Origin of the sequence: Corallococcus sp. NCSPR001, assembly GCF_017309135.1 — a bacterium.
In the GTDB taxonomy this organism is placed as follows: domain Bacteria; phylum Myxococcota; class Myxococcia; order Myxococcales; family Myxococcaceae; genus Corallococcus.
This window is the reverse complement of record NZ_JAFIMS010000002.1, coordinates 155045-174426: the sequence shown is the minus strand read 5'-3', so window position 1 is coordinate 174426 and position 19382 is coordinate 155045. Positions and strand designations below refer to the sequence as shown.

18 protein-coding genes are annotated in these 19382 nt (G+C 70.6%); 15 read left to right on the top strand and 3 right to left on the bottom strand.

Features of this window, described 5'->3' with window-relative positions:
- The first annotated feature begins 58 nt into the window (after nt 1-58).
- Both JYJ93_RS02565 and JYJ93_RS02560 read left to right on the top strand, forming a co-directional pair.
- Nucleotides 59-730, top strand: coding sequence for a hypothetical protein (locus JYJ93_RS02565; RefSeq protein WP_206786330.1), 672 nt, complete (start codon nt 59-61; stop codon nt 728-730).
- A gap of 63 nt (nt 731-793) precedes the next feature.
- On the top strand, nt 794-1006 hold the full coding sequence (locus JYJ93_RS02560; protein ID WP_206786329.1) for a hypothetical protein: 213 nt from the start codon (nt 794-796) through the stop codon (nt 1004-1006).
- A gap of 10 nt (nt 1007-1016) precedes the next feature.
- Here JYJ93_RS02560 and JYJ93_RS02555 read toward each other — a convergent pair whose 3' ends face one another.
- The gene (locus JYJ93_RS02555) at nt 1017-1619 is read right to left on the bottom strand and encodes a CDP-alcohol phosphatidyltransferase family protein (RefSeq protein ID WP_206786328.1); all 603 of its coding nucleotides are present in this window, start codon (nt 1617-1619) and stop codon (nt 1017-1019) included.
- Between the two features lie 193 nt (nt 1620-1812).
- Between JYJ93_RS02555 and JYJ93_RS02550 the strand changes: the two genes are divergently transcribed.
- The 8 genes from JYJ93_RS02550 to JYJ93_RS02515 all read left to right on the top strand — a co-directional run bounded on the left by JYJ93_RS02550 (nt 1813) and on the right by JYJ93_RS02515 (nt 12106).
- The gene (locus JYJ93_RS02550) at nt 1813-2706 is read left to right on the top strand and encodes a DUF4846 domain-containing protein (protein ID WP_206800047.1); all 894 of its coding nucleotides are present in this window, start codon (nt 1813-1815) and stop codon (nt 2704-2706) included.
- A gap of 255 nt (nt 2707-2961) precedes the next feature.
- Nucleotides 2962-6381: a PAS domain-containing protein gene (locus JYJ93_RS02545; protein ID WP_206786327.1), complete on the top strand. Its 3420-nt coding sequence runs from the start codon at nt 2962-2964 to the stop codon at nt 6379-6381.
- On the top strand, nt 6378-6842 hold the full coding sequence (locus JYJ93_RS02540) for a response regulator (RefSeq protein ID WP_206786326.1): 465 nt from the start codon (nt 6378-6380) through the stop codon (nt 6840-6842). The genes JYJ93_RS02545 and JYJ93_RS02540 overlap by 4 nt, the downstream gene beginning before the upstream one ends.
- A complete protein-coding gene (locus JYJ93_RS02535; RefSeq protein WP_206786324.1) occupies nt 6839-8413 on the top strand; it encodes an ATP-binding protein in 1575 nt (524 codons plus the stop codon). Before JYJ93_RS02540 ends, JYJ93_RS02535 begins: the two co-directional genes overlap by 4 nt.
- Before the next feature lie 30 nt (nt 8414-8443).
- Nucleotides 8444-9088: an EcsC family protein gene (locus JYJ93_RS02530; RefSeq protein ID WP_206786322.1), complete on the top strand. Its 645-nt coding sequence runs from the start codon at nt 8444-8446 to the stop codon at nt 9086-9088.
- A 56-nt stretch (nt 9089-9144) separates the two neighbouring features.
- Nucleotides 9145-10425 carry an ABC transporter substrate-binding protein gene (locus tag JYJ93_RS02525; protein WP_206786320.1) on the top strand — a complete coding sequence of 427 codons (1281 nt, stop codon included), beginning with the start codon at nt 9145-9147 and terminating at the stop codon, nt 10423-10425.
- Nucleotides 10422-11300: a sugar ABC transporter permease gene (locus JYJ93_RS02520; RefSeq protein ID WP_206786318.1), complete on the top strand. Its 879-nt coding sequence runs from the start codon at nt 10422-10424 to the stop codon at nt 11298-11300. Before JYJ93_RS02525 ends, JYJ93_RS02520 begins: the two co-directional genes overlap by 4 nt.
- A complete protein-coding gene (locus JYJ93_RS02515; protein WP_014392992.1) occupies nt 11297-12106 on the top strand; it encodes a carbohydrate ABC transporter permease in 810 nt (269 codons plus the stop codon). Before JYJ93_RS02520 ends, JYJ93_RS02515 begins: the two co-directional genes overlap by 4 nt.
- Nucleotides 12107-12108: 2 nt before the next feature.
- On the opposite strand, the gene JYJ93_RS02510 is transcribed toward JYJ93_RS02515, so the two are convergent.
- Entirely contained in the window at nt 12109-12765 is a 657-nt protein-coding gene (locus JYJ93_RS02510) for an NAD(P)-binding oxidoreductase (protein ID WP_206786316.1), read from the bottom strand.
- Between the two features lie 113 nt (nt 12766-12878).
- Nucleotides 12879-14066 carry a phospholipase D-like domain-containing protein gene (locus JYJ93_RS02505; RefSeq protein ID WP_206786314.1) on the bottom strand — a complete coding sequence of 396 codons (1188 nt, stop codon included), beginning with the start codon at nt 14064-14066 and terminating at the stop codon, nt 12879-12881.
- Between the two features lie 224 nt (nt 14067-14290).
- Between JYJ93_RS02505 and JYJ93_RS02500 the strand changes: the two genes are divergently transcribed.
- Genes JYJ93_RS02500 through JYJ93_RS02480 form a run of 5 tightly spaced genes read left to right on the top strand, consistent with a single transcriptional unit; the run spans nt 14291 to nt 19151 of the window.
- Nucleotides 14291-14641 carry a YciI family protein gene (locus JYJ93_RS02500; RefSeq protein ID WP_206786312.1) on the top strand — a complete coding sequence of 117 codons (351 nt, stop codon included), beginning with the start codon at nt 14291-14293 and terminating at the stop codon, nt 14639-14641.
- A gap of 4 nt (nt 14642-14645) precedes the next feature.
- Nucleotides 14646-15881: a DUF6596 domain-containing protein gene (locus tag JYJ93_RS02495; protein WP_206786310.1), complete on the top strand. Its 1236-nt coding sequence runs from the start codon at nt 14646-14648 to the stop codon at nt 15879-15881.
- 48 nt (nt 15882-15929) lie between these two features.
- The gene (locus tag JYJ93_RS02490) at nt 15930-17249 is read left to right on the top strand and encodes a hypothetical protein (RefSeq protein ID WP_206786308.1); all 1320 of its coding nucleotides are present in this window, start codon (nt 15930-15932) and stop codon (nt 17247-17249) included.
- A 58-nt stretch (nt 17250-17307) separates the two neighbouring features.
- The gene (locus tag JYJ93_RS02485; protein ID WP_242543634.1) at nt 17308-18684 is read left to right on the top strand and encodes a DUF2380 domain-containing protein; all 1377 of its coding nucleotides are present in this window, start codon (nt 17308-17310) and stop codon (nt 18682-18684) included.
- Complete coding sequence (locus tag JYJ93_RS02480; protein WP_206786305.1) at nt 18681-19151, top strand: NUDIX hydrolase; 471 nt, start codon at nt 18681-18683, stop codon at nt 19149-19151. The genes JYJ93_RS02485 and JYJ93_RS02480 overlap by 4 nt, the downstream gene beginning before the upstream one ends.
- The last annotated feature ends 231 nt before the right edge of the window (nt 19152-19382 follow it).

Here is a 19382-nt window from a genome sequence, read left to right as displayed (position 1 = left end):
GGCCGGTGGTTCGCGCCGCGTGCGCGTGCACCTTCCCAGGAAGGGAGGCACTCGGCGCATGAGGCGAGACACCTGGATGGGATTGGGCATCGCGGGCCTGGCCTTCCTGCTGATGTGCGCCGGGACTCCATCCGGCGGCATGGAGGATGACGCCGCGTCCGAGGAGACCGTCCCTCCCGCGGGCTCACGGGTCATCACGCCGCGGCAGCCTGGGACGGGCGGCTCCGGGACGAACACGCAGGCCCCCGCTGTGACGGCTCCTGGCACCGCGCCCGCGCAGGGCACCGACATCCCGTCGGATCCGAACAGCCCCAGCGCGGAACCAAACCCCGAAGGCCAGACGACTCCGCCCAACCCGGGCCCGGAGACGAACACGGGCACGGGGGGCACGGGCAACACGGGCACTGGGGCCCCCGCCGCGGCGAAGCCCCCCGCTTCAGGTGCCCAGCAGCAGGGCGTCGCGGTGGTGGACGCCATCTACCGGGGCAAGGTGCGCTCGGTGTCCGACAAGGAGGTCGTCATCGACAACGACGGCTCAAGCCTGCCGCTGGAGATCAGCACCCAGACGCGCATCGTCCGCGACGGCGAGGACATTGGCGTGACGGAGCTCAAGGAGGGCGAGCGCGTGCGCGCCACCGTGAACCTGGTGGGCCGCAGCCACACGCGGGAGATCGCCGTGCTGACCGGCGCCGAGGCCCGCCGCGACGCCGAGACGCAACGCCGCCGGTAGCCCAGGGCTCCTCCCGTCAGCCGCATGGCCCCGTCCGCGTCTCCCGGACGGAGGTTTCCCATCATGACGGTCTACGACCGGTACCGAACCCTGTTGCACAAGTTGGCCCTCGTCCGCGCCCGCGCGCCCGGCGGGGATTCACCCGAAGCGGATGCGCTGCTCGACGCGATGGACGAGGTCTGGGACGCGCTGTCCGACGGCGAGCGCGCCGCCATGGAGCGCGAACGCGCCCGGTTGGCGGCCGTGTCCGTGGACACGCGCGCCGTGCCCGCGTGAGGCGTCCGGGTCACTCGCGCACGGACCCCATGGGCGTCCCCGTGGGCCCATGGGGAAGGTGCGAGGACGGCCGGGACGGCGGCAGCTCCCGGCGCTGACGCTGACGCCACACCGCCCGCGAGTAATCCACGACCGACGCCAGTGACAGCAGCGCGACGAGCGCGACGAGCGGCCGCACCAGCGGCGGGTAGAGCAGGACGCTCAGCAACACCGCGAGCTGCAGCGTCGTGACGACCTTGCCCAGCATCCGCGCCTTGAGCTCGACGTCCCGCATGTCCGGCCGCACCCTGGCGACGATGAAGCCGATGGCCGTGCCGATGTCCCGCAGGAGCAGCAGCGTCAGCTCCACGGGGTCGATGAGCCCGTCCAGCAGGCACACGATGAAGGCCGTCACCATGAAAGCGCGGTCCGCCACCGGGTCGATGAGCGCTCCCAGGCGCGTGGCCAGTCCCCGGTGCCGGGCAATCCATCCGTCCAGGAAGTCCGTCGCCGCGGCCAGCACCACCAGGAAGGCCCGGATGCGCAGGTCCGATACCGCGATGAACACCGCGGCGAGCGGCAGTCGCGACAGGGACAGCGTATTGAGCAGCACGAGGCTTGCCCGACGGTGCATGGCCTTCAAAAGGTAGTGCTCGACCCCAGGGGCGCACCTGCCCGGCATGGCGAGCGTCCGGCGAAGAACTCCTCCGGTGGCCTCGTGGAGCCACGCCCGGCGCGAGGACCCCGTGGCCCGCGTGCGGTGTCCCAGGGAAGGGTCCGGGATTCTCCCCGGCCCGGGTCCTCCTGGAGTCCGCCTCTTGAACGCGATGGCACCCTGCCGCCCCCTGCTGGCCCTGGCCACCCTGCTCACCGTGGCGCTGCCGCTGGCGAGCTGTGAAGCGGCCGGGCGGGCGAAGGTCGCGCCCAGGGCTCCCACGGCCGAGGAGCGGACGCGCTACCCCTGGCTGCCGGCCTCCGCGCGGGTGCGCTCGCTGGAGGAGACCTTCGCGCCTCCCGAGGGCTATACGCGCGTGCCCCTGGAGGCGGGCTCCTTTGGCGCCTGGCTGCGCGGCTTGCCCCTGCGCCCGGAGGGAACGCCGGTGCTCGACTTCCGGGGCAATACCGTGCTGGCGGCCTCCGACGCCCGGCTGGCGGCGGTGGGAGAGCTGGACGTGGGCACCGCGAACCTCCAGCAGTGCGCGGACTCCATCCTGCGGCTTCATGCGGAGTGGCGCTGGGCGTCCGGCCAGCCGGAGCGCATCGCGTACCGCTTCACCAGCGGCCACGTGGCGTCCTGGCCCCGGTACGCGGCGGGCGAGCGGGCGCGGGTCTCCGGCTCGAAGGTGACGTGGGTGCCGGGGAGCGCGGCGGCGGACAGCTCGCGGGCCGCCTTCCGGAGCTACCTGAACCTGCTCTTCACCTACGCGGGCACCCTGTCGCTCCAGGCGGAGGGCGCCCGCCCCACGCGGGAGCAGTTGCGCCCCGGGGACTTCTTCGTCCTGGGCGGCAGCCCCGGCCACACGGTGCTCGTGCTGGACGTGGCCACCAACGCGAAGGGGGAGCGGCTGGCGCTCGTGGGGCAGGGCTTCACCCCCGCGCAGGACTTCCACGTCCTGGCGGGGAGGGACGGGCCCTGGTTCCCGCTGGACGGGGAGAGCCTGACAACGCCCTTCTGGGCGCCCTTCCCCATGACGTCCCTGCGCCGGCTGCCCTCGCCCTGATCGGCCTGGAAACCTGAAACACCAACGAGGTACGGCCTGGGGTGGGGGCGCCCTCCCGGTACGTCTCCCAGCGGACGGGGAGGCGGTAAACGGAGGACTTCCAAGGGTTCTGCTGGAATCGACAGAGGGGAGGAGGCAGGTTGCGGCGTGGAGTGTTGTCCTGCCGTCACCGGGCACACTCCGAAGCCGGGCCCGTCCCCCACCGCGTGCCTGCCAGCCTAAAGGGAAGAGGAGCCCGTCCCCCGAGCCTCCACCATGTCCTCCGCCGCCGTGTCCGCGCCCGTGCCTTCGCCCCGGGCCAGCATCCTCCTCGTCGACGACACGCCCGGGCACCTCCTGGCGCTGGAGGGCATCCTCCTGCCCCTGGGGCAGCGGCTGGTGCGCGCCACCTCCGGACGCGAGGCGCTGCGGCGCGTGCTGGACGAGGACTTCGCCGCCGTCCTGATGGACATGAACCTGGGGGACATGACGGGCGTGGAGGTGCTGGGCCTCTTGCGCGAGCGTGAGCGCAGCCGGCGCCTGCCCGTGCTGCTGATGACGGCGGGCGACGGCGACGAGAGGGAGTGGCTGGCGGCGTACGCGCACGGCGCGGTGGACTACCTGCGCAAGCCGCTGCGGCCTGAAATCCTCCTGGCGAAGGTGTCCATGTTCGTGGAGCTGCACCTGGCGCGCGAGGCGGTGCAGCGGCGCGAGGAGTCGCTGCGCGAGCGCGAGCGCCACGCCCTGGAGGCCGTCCACCGCGAGCGGCTGCACGCGTTCTTCATGCAGGCCCCGGTGGGCATCTCCATCACGCGCGGGCCGGACTTCGTCTTCGAGCTGGCGAACCCCTACTACGAGCTGCTGGTGGGACGGCGGGTGACGCCGGGCCAGTCGCTGCTGGAGGCGTTCCCGGAGATGGCCGAGCAGCCGGAGGTGATGGAGGTGCTGCGCGGGGTGGTGCGCACGAAGCAGCCCTTCGTGCGGCCGGAGTTCGAGGTGAAGCTGGTGCGCGACGGCCAGCCGGACTCCGTCTTCTTCAACGTCATCTACCACCCGATGCTGGAGGTGGACGGCACCGCGTCCGGCATCATCACCCTGGCCACCGACGTGACGGAGTTCGTGCGCGCGCGCCGGCACACGGAGGCGCTCACGCAGGATTTGCGCAGGCAGCAGGCCGCGCTGACGGACAGCGAGCAGCGCCTGCGCCTGGCGCTGACGGCCACGGCGCTGGGCACCTTCGACATGGACGTGGTGACGGGCGAGCTCAAGTGGGACGCGCGCTGCAAGGCGCTCTTCGGCCTGCCGACCGACTCGGAGTCGTCCTACGAGCTGTTCCTCGCGGGCCTGCACCCGGAGGACCGCGAGGCCGTGCAGCGCGCCATCGCGCTCAGCTGGGACCCCAGCGGCAAGGGCGACTACGACGTGGCCTACCGCACCGTGGGGTTGAAGGACGGCGTGGAGCGCTGGGTGCGCGCCACGGGCCGTACGCACTTCCAGGACGGCAAGCCGGTGCGCTTCGTGGGCACCGTGCAGGACATCACCGCGCGCAAGCGCGCCGACGCGGAGCGGGCCCGGCTGATGGCGGGCGAGTTGCGCCGCACGGAGCAGCTTCGCGGCCTGTCGCGCGCGAGCCTGGCGCTCAACGCGGCGGGCAGCGTCCAGGCCATCCTGGAGCTCGTGACGCTCAAGGCGCGCAAGCTGATTGGCGCGAACCAGTCCTTCGTGCAGGTGATGGACGGCCGGGATGCCGCGCCGCTCGCCGCGCTGTCCGCGTTGGGGCATGAGCCGATGGCGCCCGGCGCCGTCCAGCCCGCCGTGGACGAGCGCGGCCTCTTCGCCCGGGTGTGCGAGGAGAACCGGCCGCTGCGCCTGACGCGCGAGGCGCTGCTCCAGCACGCGGCCTACGCCGAGGCGCCCCCCGCGCCGCCCCCCGCGCTGCCCCTGAAGGGCTTCCTGGCGGTGCCGCTGGTGGGCCACGACGGCCGCAACCTGGGCCTGGTGCAGGTGTCCGACAAGCTGGAGGGCGACTTCGACGCGGAGGACGAGACCATCGCCGTGCAGCTGGCGCAGATGGCCAGCGTGGCGCTGGAGAACGCGCGCCTGTACGAGACGGCGCAGGCGGAGCGGCGCAACCTGTTCGCGGTGCTCAAGCAGCTGCCCGCCGCCATCACCGTGCTGCGCGGGCCGGACCTGGTCTTCGAAATGGCCAACGACCTGCGCATGAAGCTCACCGGCTCCCGGCCGCTGCTGGGCCTGCCCGTGCGACAGGCGCTGCCGGAGCTCAAGGACCAGGGGCAGGTGGCCCAACTGGAGCACGTCTACCGCACCGGCGAGACCTACCGCGGCCACGAGGTGCCCATGCGCCTGGGGCGCGACGTGGGGCAGGAGGCGCCGGAGGGCTACTTCAACCTCACCTTCCAGCCGCTGCTCAACGCCGAGGGCAAGGTGGACGGCATCGTGTCCGTGTCCTGGGAGGTGACGGAGCAGGTGCTGGCGCGCCGGCGCATCGAGGCGCTGGCCGCGGAGCTCAAGGAGCGCGAGCAGCAGTTCCGCACGCTGGCGGACTCCATCCCCCAGCTGTCGTGGATGGCGGAGCCGGACGGGCGCCTCTTCTGGTTCAACCAGCGCTGGTACGACTACACCGGGACGTCGCCCTCGCAGGTGGGGGAGAAGGACTGGAACGAGCTGGTGGACCCGGAGGACGTCGGGCGCGTGCTGGAGCACTTCGGCGCGGCCCTGCGCGAGGGGACGCTGTGGGAGGACCAGTTCCGCCTGCGCCGCGCGGACGGCAGCTACCGCTGGTTCCTGTCGCGTGCCATGCCCGTGCGGGACGGCGAGGGGCGGATCGTCCGCTGGTTCGGCACCAACACGGACATCGACGATGAGCGCCGCACGCTGGAGAGCCTGAAGCGGGCGGAGGAGGAGATCCGCCACCTGAACACGGGCCTGGAGAAGCGCGTGCGCGAGCGCACCGCCCAGCTCCAGGAGGCGAACAAGGAGCTGGAGTCCTTCAGCTACTCCGTGTCGCACGACCTGCGCGCGCCCTTGCGCCACATCACCGGCTTCGCGCAGTTGCTGGAGCGGCGGGCGGGAACGAAGCTGGACGACGTGTCGCGCGGCTACCTCTCCACCATCGCGGGCGCGGCGAAGCAGGGCGGCACGCTGGTGGATGACCTGCTCGCCTTCAGCCGCATGGGCCGGGCGGAGCTGCGCCAGTCGCGGGTGGGCCTGGGCCAACTGGTGGAAGAGGCCCGGCGCGACCTGATGCCGGAAGCCAACGGGCGGCAGGTGGAGTGGCGGGTGGGGAGCCTGCCCACGGTGGAGGGTGACCCGGCGCTCCTGCGGCAGGTCATCCACAACTTGCTGGCGAACGCGCTGAAGTATACCCGTCCCAAGCCGGAGGCCCTCATCGAGGTGGGGGCCCGGGAGACGGACACCGAGGTCGCGGTGTGGGTGCGCGACAACGGCGTGGGCTTCGAGATGCAGTACGTGGACAAGTTGTTTGGCGTCTTCCAGCGCCTGCACACGGCCGAGGAGTTCGAGGGCACCGGTATCGGGCTCGCGAACGTGCGGCGCATCGTGTCGCGCCATGGCGGACGGACCTGGGCGGAGGGCGCCGTGGGGCAGGGCGCGACCTTCACCTTCACCCTGCCCCGCGCTTCTCCGCTGGAGAAGAAAGTCGAGACGCACGCGTGATCGATCTGAAGCGGATCCTCCTGGTGGAAGACAGCGCCAACGACGTGGCGCTGACGCTGGCGGCGCTGGAAGAGGTGCACCTGGCCAATGAAGTCGTGGTGGTGCGCGACGGGCAGCAGGCGCTGGACTACCTCTTCCGCAAGGGCGAGTACGCGGGCCGGCAGGACGGCCACCCGGCGGTGGTGCTCCTGGACCTGAAGCTGCCGAAGGTGGACGGGCTGGAGGTGCTGGAGAAGGTGAAGGGCGCTCCGGAGCTGAAGGCGGTGCCGGTGGTGATGCTCACCTCGTCGCGCGAGGAGCGGGACCTGGCGCGCAGCTACGGCCTGGGCGTGAACGCCTACGTGGTGAAGCCGGTGGCCTTCCCGGACTTCGTGTCCGCGCTGCGGGAGCTGGGGTTGTTCTGGGCCGTGGTGAACCAGCCGCCGCCGGGCTCGCCCGGTACGTCCGGAGCTCCGAAGTGAGCGCTCGCGGCGGAGCCGCATTGGACCTGACGCCCCTGCCATCGGCGGAGCGGCCCCTGTCCATCCTCTTGCTGGAGGACAGCCCCCTGGACGCGCAGCTGGTGGCCGCGCAGCTGGAGGAGGGCGGGCTGCCTTCGACGCTGGAGTGCGTGCAGGGACGGGCGGCCTTCGTCGCGGCGCTGGAGAAGGGGAAATTCGACCTCATCCTGTCGGACTACAACGTGCCGGGCTTCGACGGGATGAGCGCGCTGGAGGCGGCGAAGGCCGTGTGTCCGGACACGCCGTTCCTCTTCGTGTCCGGCGCGCTGGGCGAGGACCGCGCCATCGAGCTGCTCAAGCGCGGCGCCACGGACTACGTGCTGAAGGACCGGCTGGAGCGGCTGGGCCCCAGCGTGCGGCGGGCGCTGCGCGAGGCGGAAGGGGTGCGGCTGCGCAAGCGCACCGAGGAGGCGCTGCGCCGCTCCGAGGAGCGCTACCAGTTGGTGGCGCACGCGAGCTTCGACGCCATCTGGGACCTGGATCTCCAGACGGACGCGATGCACTGGATTGGCGACGCGACGGAGGAGGTCTTCGGCTTCCCGGTGGAAGAGGTGGGCGTGGACGCGGCGTGGTGGCGCCGGCACATCCACGGCGAGGACCGCGAGCGGGTGCTGGCGGGGCTGCAGCGGGCGTTCGATTCGGACGACGACCGGTGGCAGGACGAGTACCGCGTGCTGCGCAAGGACGGCGAGTACGCGTACGTGGCGGCGCAGGGCTCCATCCTGCGCGGAGAGAACGGGAAGGCGCGGCGCATCGTGGGCGCCATGCGCGACATCACGGAGCGGCGGCGGGCGGAGGAGGAGCGGCAGAAGCTGGTGCACGAGGCGCAGGCGCGGGTGGAGTTCGAGCAGCAGCTCATTGGCATCGTCAGCCACGACCTGCGCAACCCGCTGGGCGCCATCCTCACCGGCGCGTCGTTGATGCTCCGGCGCGACGACATCCAGCCGTGGCACGCGAAGGCGGCGGCGCGCGTGCTGTCCGCGGCGGAGCGGGCCACGCGGATGATCCGCGACCTCCTGGACTTCACGCAGGCGCGCATGGGCGGCGGCATCCCGGTGCACGCGGCGCCGTGTGACTTCCACGCGCTCACGCTGCAGGTGGTGGAGGAGGCGCGCACGGCGCACCCGGAGCGCACCATCCAGGTGGAGCAGGTGGGGGACGGGCAGGGGGCGTGGGACTCCGACCGGATGGCGCAGGTGCTGTCCAACGTCCTGGGCAACGCGCTGAAGTACAGCCCGGAGGACACGCCGGTGCGCGTGGAGAGCCGGGGCGAGCCGGACGCCGTGGTGGTGCACGTGCGCAACGGGGGCGACCCCATTGCCCCGGAGATGCTCCCGCGCATCTTCGAGCCGCTCCAGCGCGGGACGACGGTGGGGCGCTCCGAGCGCAGCATCGGGCTGGGGCTCTACATCGTACGGCAGTTGGTGCTGGCGCACGGCGGGACGGTGGACGCGCGATCGTCCGCGGCGGAGGGCACGGTGTTCACCGTGCGCCTGCCGCGTTCATTCACCCGGGACACGGTGTCGCCGTAGGCCCTTGCCCGCCACGTGGAAGGTGGACGCATGTCGAAGCCGCTGGAAGTCGTGAACGCCGTGCTGGACGCGGGCTTCGAGGGCCTGGGCCCGCTGTGCAGCGCGACGGCGCTGGCGGACGAGTACCTGCGCGACACGCGCTACGCGCACCACGAGGCGCGCGTCGATTCGCTCATCCACTGGGAGACGGGGAAGCTGTTCACCACGGGCTTCGTCTCCGGGCTGGGCGGCCTGCTCACCCTGCCGGTGTCGCTGCCCGCGGGCCTGGGCGTGTCGTGGGCGGTGCAGGCGCGGCTGGTGGGGGCCATTGCCCGCATCCACGGGCACGACGTGGAGGAGGACCGCGTGCGGACCCTCACGCTGCTGGCCATCGTGGGGGACATTGGCAAGGAAGTGGTGAAGCAGGCCGGTATCGAAATCAGCCAGCACCTGGGCATGCGCGCGCTGGAGGCCGTGCCGAAGCAGGCGCTGAGCAGCATCAACCGCGCGGTGGGCTTCCGGCTGGTGAGCAAGGCGTCGCAGAAGGGCGTCGTGAACCTGTCCAAGGTGGTGCCGCTGGCCGGTGGGCTGGTGGGCGGTGCGGTGGACGCGCTCGCGTGCCGCGCGGTGGGGGCCACGGCCCGGCGGTTGTTCTCGCCAGGACCGGGGGCCCTGGTGCCCGTGTCGCCTGGATGACCGGGCGCGGGGCTTGTCGTTGACGGTGGGCCTGCGCGCTGGAGTCATCCGGGCGCATGGGCCGCCTCCTTGTCCTCCTCGCCGCGCTGGGCCTCTGTGTGGGGGGCTGCCGGCGCTCGTCCGACGAAGCGGGCACCGGGGGCCGCACCCGCATCGTCTTCAAGTTTCAGCCGCTGTGGGGGGACCCGAAGCCGTTCCGTGAGTTGCTGGCGCAATATGAGCGCGCCAATCCGGACGTGGAGCTGGTGACGGAGGCGCTGCCGAACGCGTCCGACCTGGCGCACCAGTTCTTCCTCACGTCGTTGCAGGGCGGGGCCACGGACTTCGACGTGCTGGTGGCGGACGTCGTCTGGGTGCCGGAGTTCGCTCGCGCGGGCTGGGTGGCGGACCTGTCCGAGGAGTTTCCTCCCGAGCGCCTGCGCGAGGAGTTCCTGCCCGGGCCGGTGGACGCCGTCGTGATGAACGGGCGCACGTACGCGGTGCCCTGGTACGTGGACGTGGGCGTCCTCTACTACCGCACGGACCTGGTGCCTCGCGCGCCGCGCACCTACGAGGAGCTGCGGCGCTTCACCCGCGACGCGATGGCGAAGTCGCCCGGCATCCAGGGCTACGTGTGGCAGGGCCGGCAATATGAGGGCCTCACCTGCAACGTGTACGAGGCCATCTGGGGCCACGGCGGGCAGTCGCTGGGAGCGGACGGACGGGTGCTGCTGGAGACGGAGCCCGCGCGCGAGGCGCTGGCGTACCTGCATGGGCTCATCGCGGACGGGCTGTCTCCCCAGACGGTCACGGGCTTTGGCGAAGAGGAGTCCCGGCGCGTGTTCCAGGAGGGGCGCGCGGTGTTCATGCGCAACTGGCCGTATGCGTGGAGCGAGGCGCAGGCGGAGGGCTCGCCCATCCGGGGCAAGGTGGGCATTGCGCCGCTGCCGACGAAGGATGGACAGCCGGGGTGGGGGACGCTGGGCGGTTGGCAGCTCGCGGTGAACGCGCATGTGTCGCCCGCGCGGCGCAAGGCGGCGGCTCGGCTCATCGCGCACCTGACGTCGCCGGAGGCGAACCGCGTGCTGGCGCTGCACTACGCGCGCAACCCGCCCCGCCTGGCGCTGTATGACGACCCGCAGCTGCGCGCCGAGGAGCCGTTCATCGCGAGCCTGAAGGAGGCGCTGGTACGGGCGCGCCCCCGGCCGGTGACGCCGTACTACCTGCTCATCGCGGACGTGCTCCAGAGCGAGTTCTCCGCCGCGGTGGCGGGCCTGCGGACTCCGGAGGTGTCGCTCACCCGGGCGCAGAAGCAGGTGGATCACCTGACCGGCGAGCAGCCTCCGGAGGTGGAATGAGGGCCGTGGGGTCGCAGGCCCGGGAGCGGCGGCAGGCGTACCTGCTGGTGGCGCCGGCTGTGTTGGTGCTGGCCGTGGTGGCGCTGTACCCGGTGCTGGCCGCGATGTGGCTGAGCCTGCACCGCTTCATCCTGGTGTTCGGCGAGCGGCGCTTCACGGGGCTGGAGAACTACGTCTACCTGATGGGGGACGCGCGCTTCTGGTCCGCGCTGGGGAACACGGCGTACTTCACGGCGGTGGCGGTGACGGTGGAGCTGCTGCTCGCGGTGCCGCTGGCGCTGCTGCTCAACCGCGCGTTCCCGGGGCGGGGCCTGCTGCGCGCGTCGGTGCTGGTGCCGTGGGCGATTCCCACGGTGGTGAGTGCCCGGCTGTGGGCGTGGATGTTCAACCCGGACTACGGGCTCATCAACCGGCTGCTGGGCGGCGCGGAGGTGAACTGGCTGGGAGCGCCAGGGTATGCGTTGCACGCGGCCATCCTGGTGGACGTGTGGAAGACGACGCCCTTCGTGGCGCTGCTGGTGCTGGCGGGGTTGCAGGGCATTCCGGAGGACCTCTACAAGGCGGCGCGCGTGGACGGGGCGTCGGGGTGGCGGCAGTTCCGGTCCATCACGATTCCCCTGCTGAAGCCCGCGCTGCTCCTGGCGGTGCTGTTCCGGTCGCTGGACGCGTTCCGCGTGTTCGACGCCATCTACGTGCTGACGGAGGGCGGGCCCGCGAACACGACGGAGACGCTGAGCATCTACGCGTACAAGACGCTGATGCGCTCCGGGGACTTCGGGTACGGCAGCACGCTGTCGGTGGCGACGTTCCTGTGCGTGGTGCTGCTGGCGGTGGTGTGGCTGCGCTGGCTGGGGCGCGAGGAGGGGCGGCGATGAAGCGGCCAGGGCTGGGCACGGCGCTGGCCGTGGTGGCGTTCCTCACGTTCTTCCTGGGGCCGTTCCTGTGGCAGGTGCTCACGAGCCTGTGGCCGGACGGCGAGCTGACGCGGCCGTGGCCTTCGCACCTGACGGGGGCGAACTACGAGAGCGTGTTGTTCGGGCGGCCGTTCCTGTGGGCGGTGTTGAACTCGCTGGTGGTGGCGACGCTGACGACGGTGTTCTGTCTCACGGTGGGGGCGTCCGCGGCGTTCGCGCTGGCGAAGCTGGAGTTTCGGGGGAGGGGACTGCTGCTGTCCGCGGCGCTGGGCGTGTCGATGTTCCCGCCCATCGCGACGGTGAGCCCGCTGTACCTCATCCTCAACGCGGTGGGCCTGCGGGACAGCCTGGTGGGGCTGGCGCTGCCGTACACGACGTTCGCGCTGCCGTTGACGCTGTGGGTGCTGACGTCGTTCTTCCGCCAGCTGCCGGATGAGCTGTACCGCGCGGCGCGGGTGGATGGGTGCACGCCGGTGGGCGCGTTCCGGAGGGTGCTGTTGCCCCTGGCGGCGCCGGGGCTGGCGACGACGGCCATCCTGGTCTTCATCTTCGCGTGGAACGAGTTCCTCTACGCGCTGACGTTCCTGTCCACGCCGGAGAAGCGCACGGTGCCGGTGGCCATCAGCCTCTTCGCCAGTGAGTACAAAGAACCGTGGGGAGAGATCGCCGCCGCGTCGGTGGTGGCCACGCTGCCGCTGGTGGTGCTCACGGTGTTGTTCCAGCGGCGCATCGTGTCCGGGCTCACGGCCGGCGCGGTGAAGGAGTAAGCCTAGGGTCTGACAGCTTCGACCTCCGCCCAGAGGCGCTTGTCTTCCAGCGCTGTGTCCAGCGGCGCACGGCGCTCCGCGATTCGCAGGAGCACGGCGGCCAACTGGTCCAGGTGCATGGGCTTCAACTTGTGCAGCAGCGGCAGCTTGCCCAGCGTGTGCAGGATGCCGGGCGGCGCGTGGTATTCGCCCTCCAGCGCTGGGGGTCGCACCATCGTGTAGGGGATGCCGCTCTCCCGGACGATGCGCTCCGCTTCCGCCTTGGCCTTGAGGTACGCGCCCACCGGGCTTCCCGCTCCCACCGACGTGAGCAGGATGAAGTGGTCCACCCCCGCCGCCTTCGCAGCGTCCACCAACTGCCGCGTGGTGCCGATGTCGCTCGTCTCGTAGGTATCCCCCGCAGCGAAGCGCTTGCGCATCGTTCCGATGAGCTGGAGCACCGTGGTGCTGCCCTTCATCGCCTCCACCAGCGCGGGTCCGTCCGCCAGCTCCAGCACCGCCTTCTTCGGCCAGTGGCACGCGGGCTCCGTGCCCGCGCTCCTGGGGCGCACGTGCGGCGTCACGGAGATGCCCTGGGCCAGGGCCTGCCGCATCAGCGTGCGGCCCGTCGCGCCCGTGGCGCCCGCGACGAAGAGATGACGAGGAGCTGCGCTGCTCATGGCGATGCCTCCCGGGCCTTCCCTCTGCGCGGCCCTGGAGCACTTCTTGAGCACACGGCCCGCCCCTTGCCCACTGTTTCCCGGGGCCCCGCGTGAAAGCGGACAGCCGGTCCCTAGCGGTTCGCCTGCTCTGCCTGGACCTCGCGCGCCTTCGTGAGGTCGTCAAGGAAGATGGCCTCCAACTGACGTGCCGCCTCCATGTCCTCCAGGACGAGTGAACCTTCTTCCAGCAGGTTGAACGACAGCGCGTCGTAGTTGATGGATCCCACCAGCACGAGCCGGTCGTCCACCAGCATCGTCTTCGCGTGCATCATGGACGGCTGGTACTCCCAGAGGCGCACGCCCGCCGCCCGCAGCGTGTCGTAGGTCTGGCGCTGGAGCACCGTGATGGCCCGCTGATCATTCTTGTCCCCTGGCGCCAGCACCCGCACGTCCACGCCCGCGCGTGCCTTCTCCACCAGCAGCGCCGTCAGCGCGTCGTTGGGCGTGAAGTACGCCTGCGAAATCCACAGCCGCTTCTTCGCCGCCTTCACCATCAGCTGCGTCAGCCGCTCCGCGCGCGTCACCTCCGGGTTCGCCGTGCTGCTGACGAAGGCCGCCCAGCCTTCGCCCGCGGCGTCCAGGCCGGGCTGCTCCACCGACAGCGTGGGGAAGTCCGACTGGGGCAACAGCTCGCCCGTCGACTCCTGCCAGTTCTCCGCGAACGCCTGCTGGAGCTGCGCCACCACCGGGCCCTGGACCCGGACGTTGGTGTCGCGCCATTCCTTTTCGTTGCGCGCGTCGCCCAGCCACTCGTCCTGGATGGCGAGCCCGCCGGTGATGGCCACCTTGCCGTCCACCACGACAATCTTGCGGTGGTTGCGCGCCAGGTTCTCGTCCGCCGGCAGCGGGCGGAACAGGTGGGCTTCGCAGCCGGCCGCCTCCAGCCGGGGCTTCACCTCCGTCTCGAAGGGGCCGCTGCCCAGCGGATCCACCAGGACGCGGCAGTGCACGCCCTTCTTGGCCCGCTCGGCCAGCGCTTCAATCATGCGGTCGGACGCACGGCCCGGCCGCCAGATGAACATCACGATGTGGATGGAGGCGCGGGCGCGGCCGATTTCTTCCACCATCACGTCGAATACGGCGCCGTTGTTCGCCCACCGGATGCGGTTGCGCGGCTCCATCCGCACACCCGTCGTCTGGTACAGCGCCGATGCGAAGCCCGCCCCACGCGACCCCACCTGCCCCGTGAGCTGGAATGGACGGGACGACTCCTTCGTGTTGCACGCGGACGGACATCCCGCGAGCAGCAACGCCCCCATTACTCCCCCCAACCATCGTCCGCCCTTGCCCACGCCCGTGCCCGCGCCTCCTGAGCTTCAGGGGTAGGCACCCCCGGGTGACGTGTCACCCGTGAGCGCGAGACGAGTGTTCTCTGTCCACGGAGTGGGTGTGCGCACGGTGCGGTGAGGTAGGCATGTCGATCTCCGGCGACGTGGGCCGTCTTTTTCGACGAAACCCCGCTGACCTCCGAAAGGTCCATCCCATGGCCCGCTACCTGATGCTGTTGCACGAGAACCCCGCCACCTTCGCCGCCATGTCCCCCGCCGAGTTGCAGGCCATCGTGGAGGAGTACGCCCGATGGAGTGATGGATTGCTCCAGGAGGGCCGCCTGCTCCAGGGCGAGAAGCTGCGCGACGAGGGCGGCCGGCGCCTGAAGCCGCAGGGCGGACAGGTGCTCGTGTCGGACGGGCCGTACGCGGAGGTGAAGGACGTGGTGGGCGGCCTCTTCATCCTGTCCGCGGATTCGTATGACGCCGCCGTGGCCCTGGCCCGGACGTGCCCGCACCTGCGCTACGGCGGTGAAGTCGAGCTTCGCGCCATCGAAGAGGTCTGACGGCGTGTCCTCAGCGGCGCAGGCGCTAGAGCTGGCCTTTCGCGAGTGGTCCGCGGGGCTCGTCGCGTCCCTGGCCCGGCGCGTGGGGCTGGGACGGTTGGACCTGGCGGAGGACTCGGTGCAGTTCGCCATGCTCCAGGCGGCGCGGACATGGGGCTTCCACGGCATCCCGGAGCAGCCGCGCGCATGGCTGCTGCGGGTGGCGCTGAACCGGCTGACGGACCTCTCGCGGCAGCGCGCGCCGGAGGTGGGCTCGGAGGCCGTGGAGGAGGCCGGGCCTCCGGAGGATGCGCCCACGCGCTTCGCGGCGGAGCTTCCGGATGATGCGCTGCGGTTGCTCTTCGCGTGCTGCCATCCGGGGCTCTCTCGCGAAATGCAGGTGACGCTCACGCTGAAGGTGGCGTGTGGCTTCTCCGTGCGAGAGGCCGCCGCCGCGCTGCTCGCGGACGAGCCCACCGTTGCGCAGCGGTGGGTGCGCGCGAAGCGGACGCTGCGCACCTGCCGCGCCACGCTGGAGGTGCCTGCTCCGGAAGCGCTGCCGGAGCGGCTGGACGCGGTGCACGCCGCGCTCTACCTGCTCTTCAACGAAGGCTACGAAGCCTCCGAGGGCCACGACCTGTCCCGCGCGGAGCTGTGTCTGGAGGCGCTGCGTCTGGCGGAGGTGCTGCTGTCGCATCGGGGAGTCGCGACGCCGGAGGGCCATGCGCTGGCGGCGCTGTTCTGCTTCCGCGCCGCGGGGCTCCCGGGCCGCGTGGATGCACGGGGCGCGTTCGTGCCGCAGGAGGCGCGGACCGGGACGGAGTCGTCGCCCCTGTTGATTGCGCGAGGGCTGTGGCACCTGCGCGCCTCCATGGGGACGGTGCTGACGCCGCTGCACCTGGAGGCGGAGATCGCCCTCGTGCACGCGAAGACATCCACACCGGGGCCGGAGGACAGCGCCCGGTTGCTGCGGCTGTACGACGCGCTGCTTGCCCTCAAGCCGTCGCCCATCGTCGCGCTGGGACGGGTGGTCGCGCTGTCACGCGTGCGCGGGCCGGCCGAGGCGCTGGAGGCGTTGGGCCGCTTGCGTTCGGAGGCCGTGCTGCGGCGGTACCCGTATCGCTTCGCCGTGGAGGGCATGCTGCTGGAACAGGTAGGGGCGCGGGGCCGGGCTGCGGATTGCTTCCGTCAGGCCGCGGCGCTGGCGCGGACGCCTCCGCAGCGGGAGTACCTGCTCTCCCGGGCCCGAGCCTGCGAGTAGGGAGCCGCGTGCTACCGTCCCGCTTTCGTCGAGACACCGGGAGCGGACATGGCGCTGAGCACATCGGATGACTTCAAGTCGGACCTGGGCCTGGATCCCCATCACCTGCTGCCCATCGTGTCGCGATTGAATGACTTCGTCCGGCCGTTCTGCGTCGCGCTCGATGCGTTCCATGCGGACTGGAGCGGCTGGGGCAAGGCCTCGTACTTCTTCACGGGCAAGCAGGCGTGGGTGGACGGGAAGCTGAAGGCGCTCGATACGGCGGAGCACCTGCTGTACCGGATCTGCGACCTGGAGCAGGAGCGGCTTGCCCATTCCAAGGCGTCGCGGCTGCTGTTGATGCGGCTGCTGGTGGAGATCCAGGAGTCGCACATCGAGATGGTGGACTACGTCCACACGAACAACCTGAAGCTCTTCACTCTGGATCGCGGGACGTTGGGGACCGCCGCGTTGAATCAGCTGGACGCGGACTGGGATGCGCTGCGCAACGGCACGGGCGCGGTGAAGCTGCCGGTCGGCCCGCAGTACGCGCGCGGCAACCGCGAGGTGCGCGCCATCCACGCCCGGCTGTTGTCGCGGCCGCACGGCCGGGAGTTGATGCGGTGGATCCTCGAGGACACGGAGGAGCAGCCGGAGTGGCCGGTGACGTTGGTGCTCACCCAGGCCTTCACGCCCTCCGCCAACTTCCGGCAGAAGGTGGTGGTCAACAAGCAGCGGCTGGTGGCGACGTCCGAAGAGCTCACGCGCTTGAAGAGCGAATACGAAGGGATGAGCCAGGAGCTGACCCGCATGGAGGAGGACGCGCGGCAGGGCAGTGAGAGCTGGGGCGAGCTGCGCAAGCGTCTGGCGTCGTCGTCGAGGCCCTACGCGGACCTGGGGACCCGGCGCGATACCGTGGACACGCGCATCGGGGAACTGGAGGTGGAGCTCGGCTGGTACGACGAGGACGGCCACGGCGAGGACTACCTGCTGAGCGAACCGGCGCCAGGGCTCGCGGGCAAGGGTTCCGGACGCGGCTCCCGGCTCAGCCTGCGCTCCGGGCTGCGCGACAGCACGCAGCGCAACTATTCCCGCGCCCAGCATCCCATCCCCGCGCCGGCGTTCATCGTCTACGGGCACGAGCTCATCCACGTCCTGCAGAACCGCTATCCGACACGGATGGTGCTGGAGCCCCAGGCGTACGCGCGCGAGCACACGAAGCACGGCTACAGCAACACCACGGAGCACGAGACCATCCGCGCGCTGCGCAAGGTCCGCACGGGCGAGCACCTGCCCTTCTACGAGAACAAGCTCCGTGACGAGCACCAGCTCACGAAGCGCAAGCACCACACGGGCACCTCTGCGTTCGAGTTGGGTGAGACGGACTGACGGGGCTGCCGTGGCCACCAGTCATCGAGGGCAGCGGATGGTGCGAAGTGGGGCGGTCTTGCTGCTGCTGCTGGTCACGGGATGTGCATCCGAGCCGCGTGCGCGGAGCTTGCGCTACGCGACGGGTGGGACGTCCGTCTTCTCTGGGGCGGCGCAACGACCTGTGCATCGCGAGGGCGCGCGTGAAAGCGATGCCCTGACGCGCGATGCGGTCCTCGCGGGCATTGCCGACGTGAAGGGCTCGCTCGGTAGCGTTGAGGCCGCGCTTTCCAAGCTGGCGAATCGTCCTCCGCCTCTCTTGGGATGGAGCCTCAAAGGCGTCTTCACCCGCTACCTCGACCACGGCTCCAGTCAGGTGACGTGGATGAAGGGTTCGCTTGGGAGTGCCACGGGGTTGACTCGCGTGGCCTCGGACGTGGAGGACGCGAGCATGGAGCAGGGGCTCCTGCGCATGACGGGGCCGAAGCTCCAGGCGGCCCTGTTCGGCAGCCTGCTGCTGGCCACCTGGGTGGACTTCCTCCACCTCGCGGATGCCGTGCTCCGGAACTGTCCGACGTGCAGTGTCGAGAAGCTCTTCGTCGACCTGCATCGCGTGCAGGAGTTGATGGAGCCCGCGTTGGCGGACCTCGCCTCCCAGGACCCGGAGCGGGTAGAGGCGGCTGCGGTCGCGATGCCCGAGTTGATGGGGAAGCTGACCCGTGAGTTCGACGCGATCCATCGGGAGACCCGCGCGAGCATGAAGCTCGGCGAGCAGGTCGTCGCGGCGGTGCGCGCGGTGGAGATGGTCGCCATGATCTCCACGCTGAAGGTGTCGCTGCCGCGGTTGCCTCCTTCCGCGCCTGCGACGCTGGGCGTGGGCTTCGTGATGAGTTCAGGCGGAGTCATGACGGGCTCGCGGCTGGTGGTCTCCGCCGAATGGGTGGAGATGATGCGAAGGCTGGTGCGGGCGGGCGTCATCTCCGTCCCCGCCGTCAGCTCGGCTGTTCTCATCCACGGTGGGCAGGTGCTGATGGCGCAGGCGCCTCGGGACCTGCCCAAGGGCGTGCGTGAAGCGCTGGGGGACAGCCCCGAGGTTCGTGCCATGCATCAAACCGGCAGGGCAGGGGCGGGGATGTCCGATGCCCCGAAACATCATGTGCTGCCGCAAGAGCACCGTGAATGGTTCGAACGGCGCGGCTTCAAGGGCGACATGAACATCGACAAGTTCTGTGTCCGAATGGAGCGGGCCCACCACGAGGCGATTCACGGTGGAGGAAACTGGAAACAGGGACGCAAGTGGCCCGGCGAGTGGAATCGGATGATCATGGAGGCATTGAGTGAAGCTGAAGTCGAAGTTGGCCGCATGCTGACGCGAAATGAGGTCCTGAATATTGTTGCGTCTCGGATGCAGCGCTACGACATCCCAATGAATTTCATTCAATGGGGACCGCGATGACCGACGGTCGTTCCTGGCAGGGCAATTGGAAGGCCCGCCTTTATGATCGTGTGCGCGAACGCGGCTTCAGCTCGCTGACCGCCTTCGCCGAGGCGCGGCCTGCTGTCTCGCTAAGACAGCTCGCCGAAGAACTTGGCAAGGATGACATTGCTGGGGTGCAGGTCCTGGGCGGATTGCATGCCGAGGCGGAGCAGCGCAATCAGGTCACACGTTTTGTGCGTGACGTGCTCGTGCGTGAACTCTCCGAGAGCCTCCCTCATGGCTGGCCGGCCGTGATGGATGACGGGTCTCGTTTCCAGGTCGCGAAGGCGCTCGGCTGCTGGTCCGCTGACACCCCTGATACGCACAAAGAGCGGGTCAAACAGGCCCGGGCCGCCCTTCGCGTGAGTCCTCCGCCTCCGGGCTGGCGCCCGCTGGGCCCTGACGACGAACTGCTCCGCACGCTCCTCCCCGACGACGAAGCGTGACTGCTTGCGCGTATCCCCCGGCGGCGTGGCCACCGCTTCACGCCCCAGCTCCAGCATCGTGGCGCTCTCCGAAGGATCCGGGCGCTTGTCTCGCAGCGTGACGAACTCCTCCGCCGCCGTGGGGTGGATGCCCACCGCTGTCCTTTTCTATGTCCCAACATCCAGTGCGAGTGTCAGCCATGCGGCCACGGCTCGCACCTGGGGACGTGGCGGGGAGAGGCTTTGAGCCGA

Bases quoted from the DNA above. Each gene is read 5' to 3' on its own strand.
- JYJ93_RS02530 (WP_206786322.1), top strand. From the start codon at position 8,444: ATGTCGAAGCCGCTGGAAGTCGTGAACGCCGTGCTGGACGCGGGCTTC.
- JYJ93_RS02490 (WP_206786308.1), top strand. From the start codon at position 15,930: ATGGCGCTGAGCACATCGGATGACTTCAAGTCGGACCTGGGCCTGGAT.
- JYJ93_RS02515 (WP_014392992.1), top strand. From the start codon at position 11,297: ATGAAGCGGCCAGGGCTGGGCACGGCGCTGGCCGTGGTGGCGTTCCTC.
- JYJ93_RS02565 (WP_206786330.1), top strand. From the start codon at position 59: ATGAGGCGAGACACCTGGATGGGATTGGGCATCGCGGGCCTGGCCTTC.
- JYJ93_RS02560 (WP_206786329.1), top strand. From the start codon at position 794: ATGACGGTCTACGACCGGTACCGAACCCTGTTGCACAAGTTGGCCCTC.
- JYJ93_RS02510 (WP_206786316.1), bottom strand. From the start codon at position 12,765: ATGAGCAGCGCAGCTCCTCGTCATCTCTTCGTCGCGGGCGCCACGGGC.
- JYJ93_RS02500 (WP_206786312.1), top strand. From the start codon at position 14,291: ATGGCCCGCTACCTGATGCTGTTGCACGAGAACCCCGCCACCTTCGCC.
- JYJ93_RS02545 (WP_206786327.1), top strand. From the start codon at position 2,962: ATGTCCTCCGCCGCCGTGTCCGCGCCCGTGCCTTCGCCCCGGGCCAGC.
- JYJ93_RS02555 (WP_206786328.1), bottom strand. From the start codon at position 1,619: ATGCACCGTCGGGCAAGCCTCGTGCTGCTCAATACGCTGTCCCTGTCG.
- JYJ93_RS02480 (WP_206786305.1), top strand. From the start codon at position 18,681: ATGACCGACGGTCGTTCCTGGCAGGGCAATTGGAAGGCCCGCCTTTAT.
- JYJ93_RS02550 (WP_206800047.1), top strand. From the start codon at position 1,813: ATGGCACCCTGCCGCCCCCTGCTGGCCCTGGCCACCCTGCTCACCGTG.
- JYJ93_RS02520 (WP_206786318.1), top strand. From the start codon at position 10,422: ATGAGGGCCGTGGGGTCGCAGGCCCGGGAGCGGCGGCAGGCGTACCTG.
- JYJ93_RS02525 (WP_206786320.1), top strand. From the start codon at position 9,145: ATGGGCCGCCTCCTTGTCCTCCTCGCCGCGCTGGGCCTCTGTGTGGGG.
- JYJ93_RS02505 (WP_206786314.1), bottom strand. From the start codon at position 14,066: ATGGGGGCGTTGCTGCTCGCGGGATGTCCGTCCGCGTGCAACACGAAG.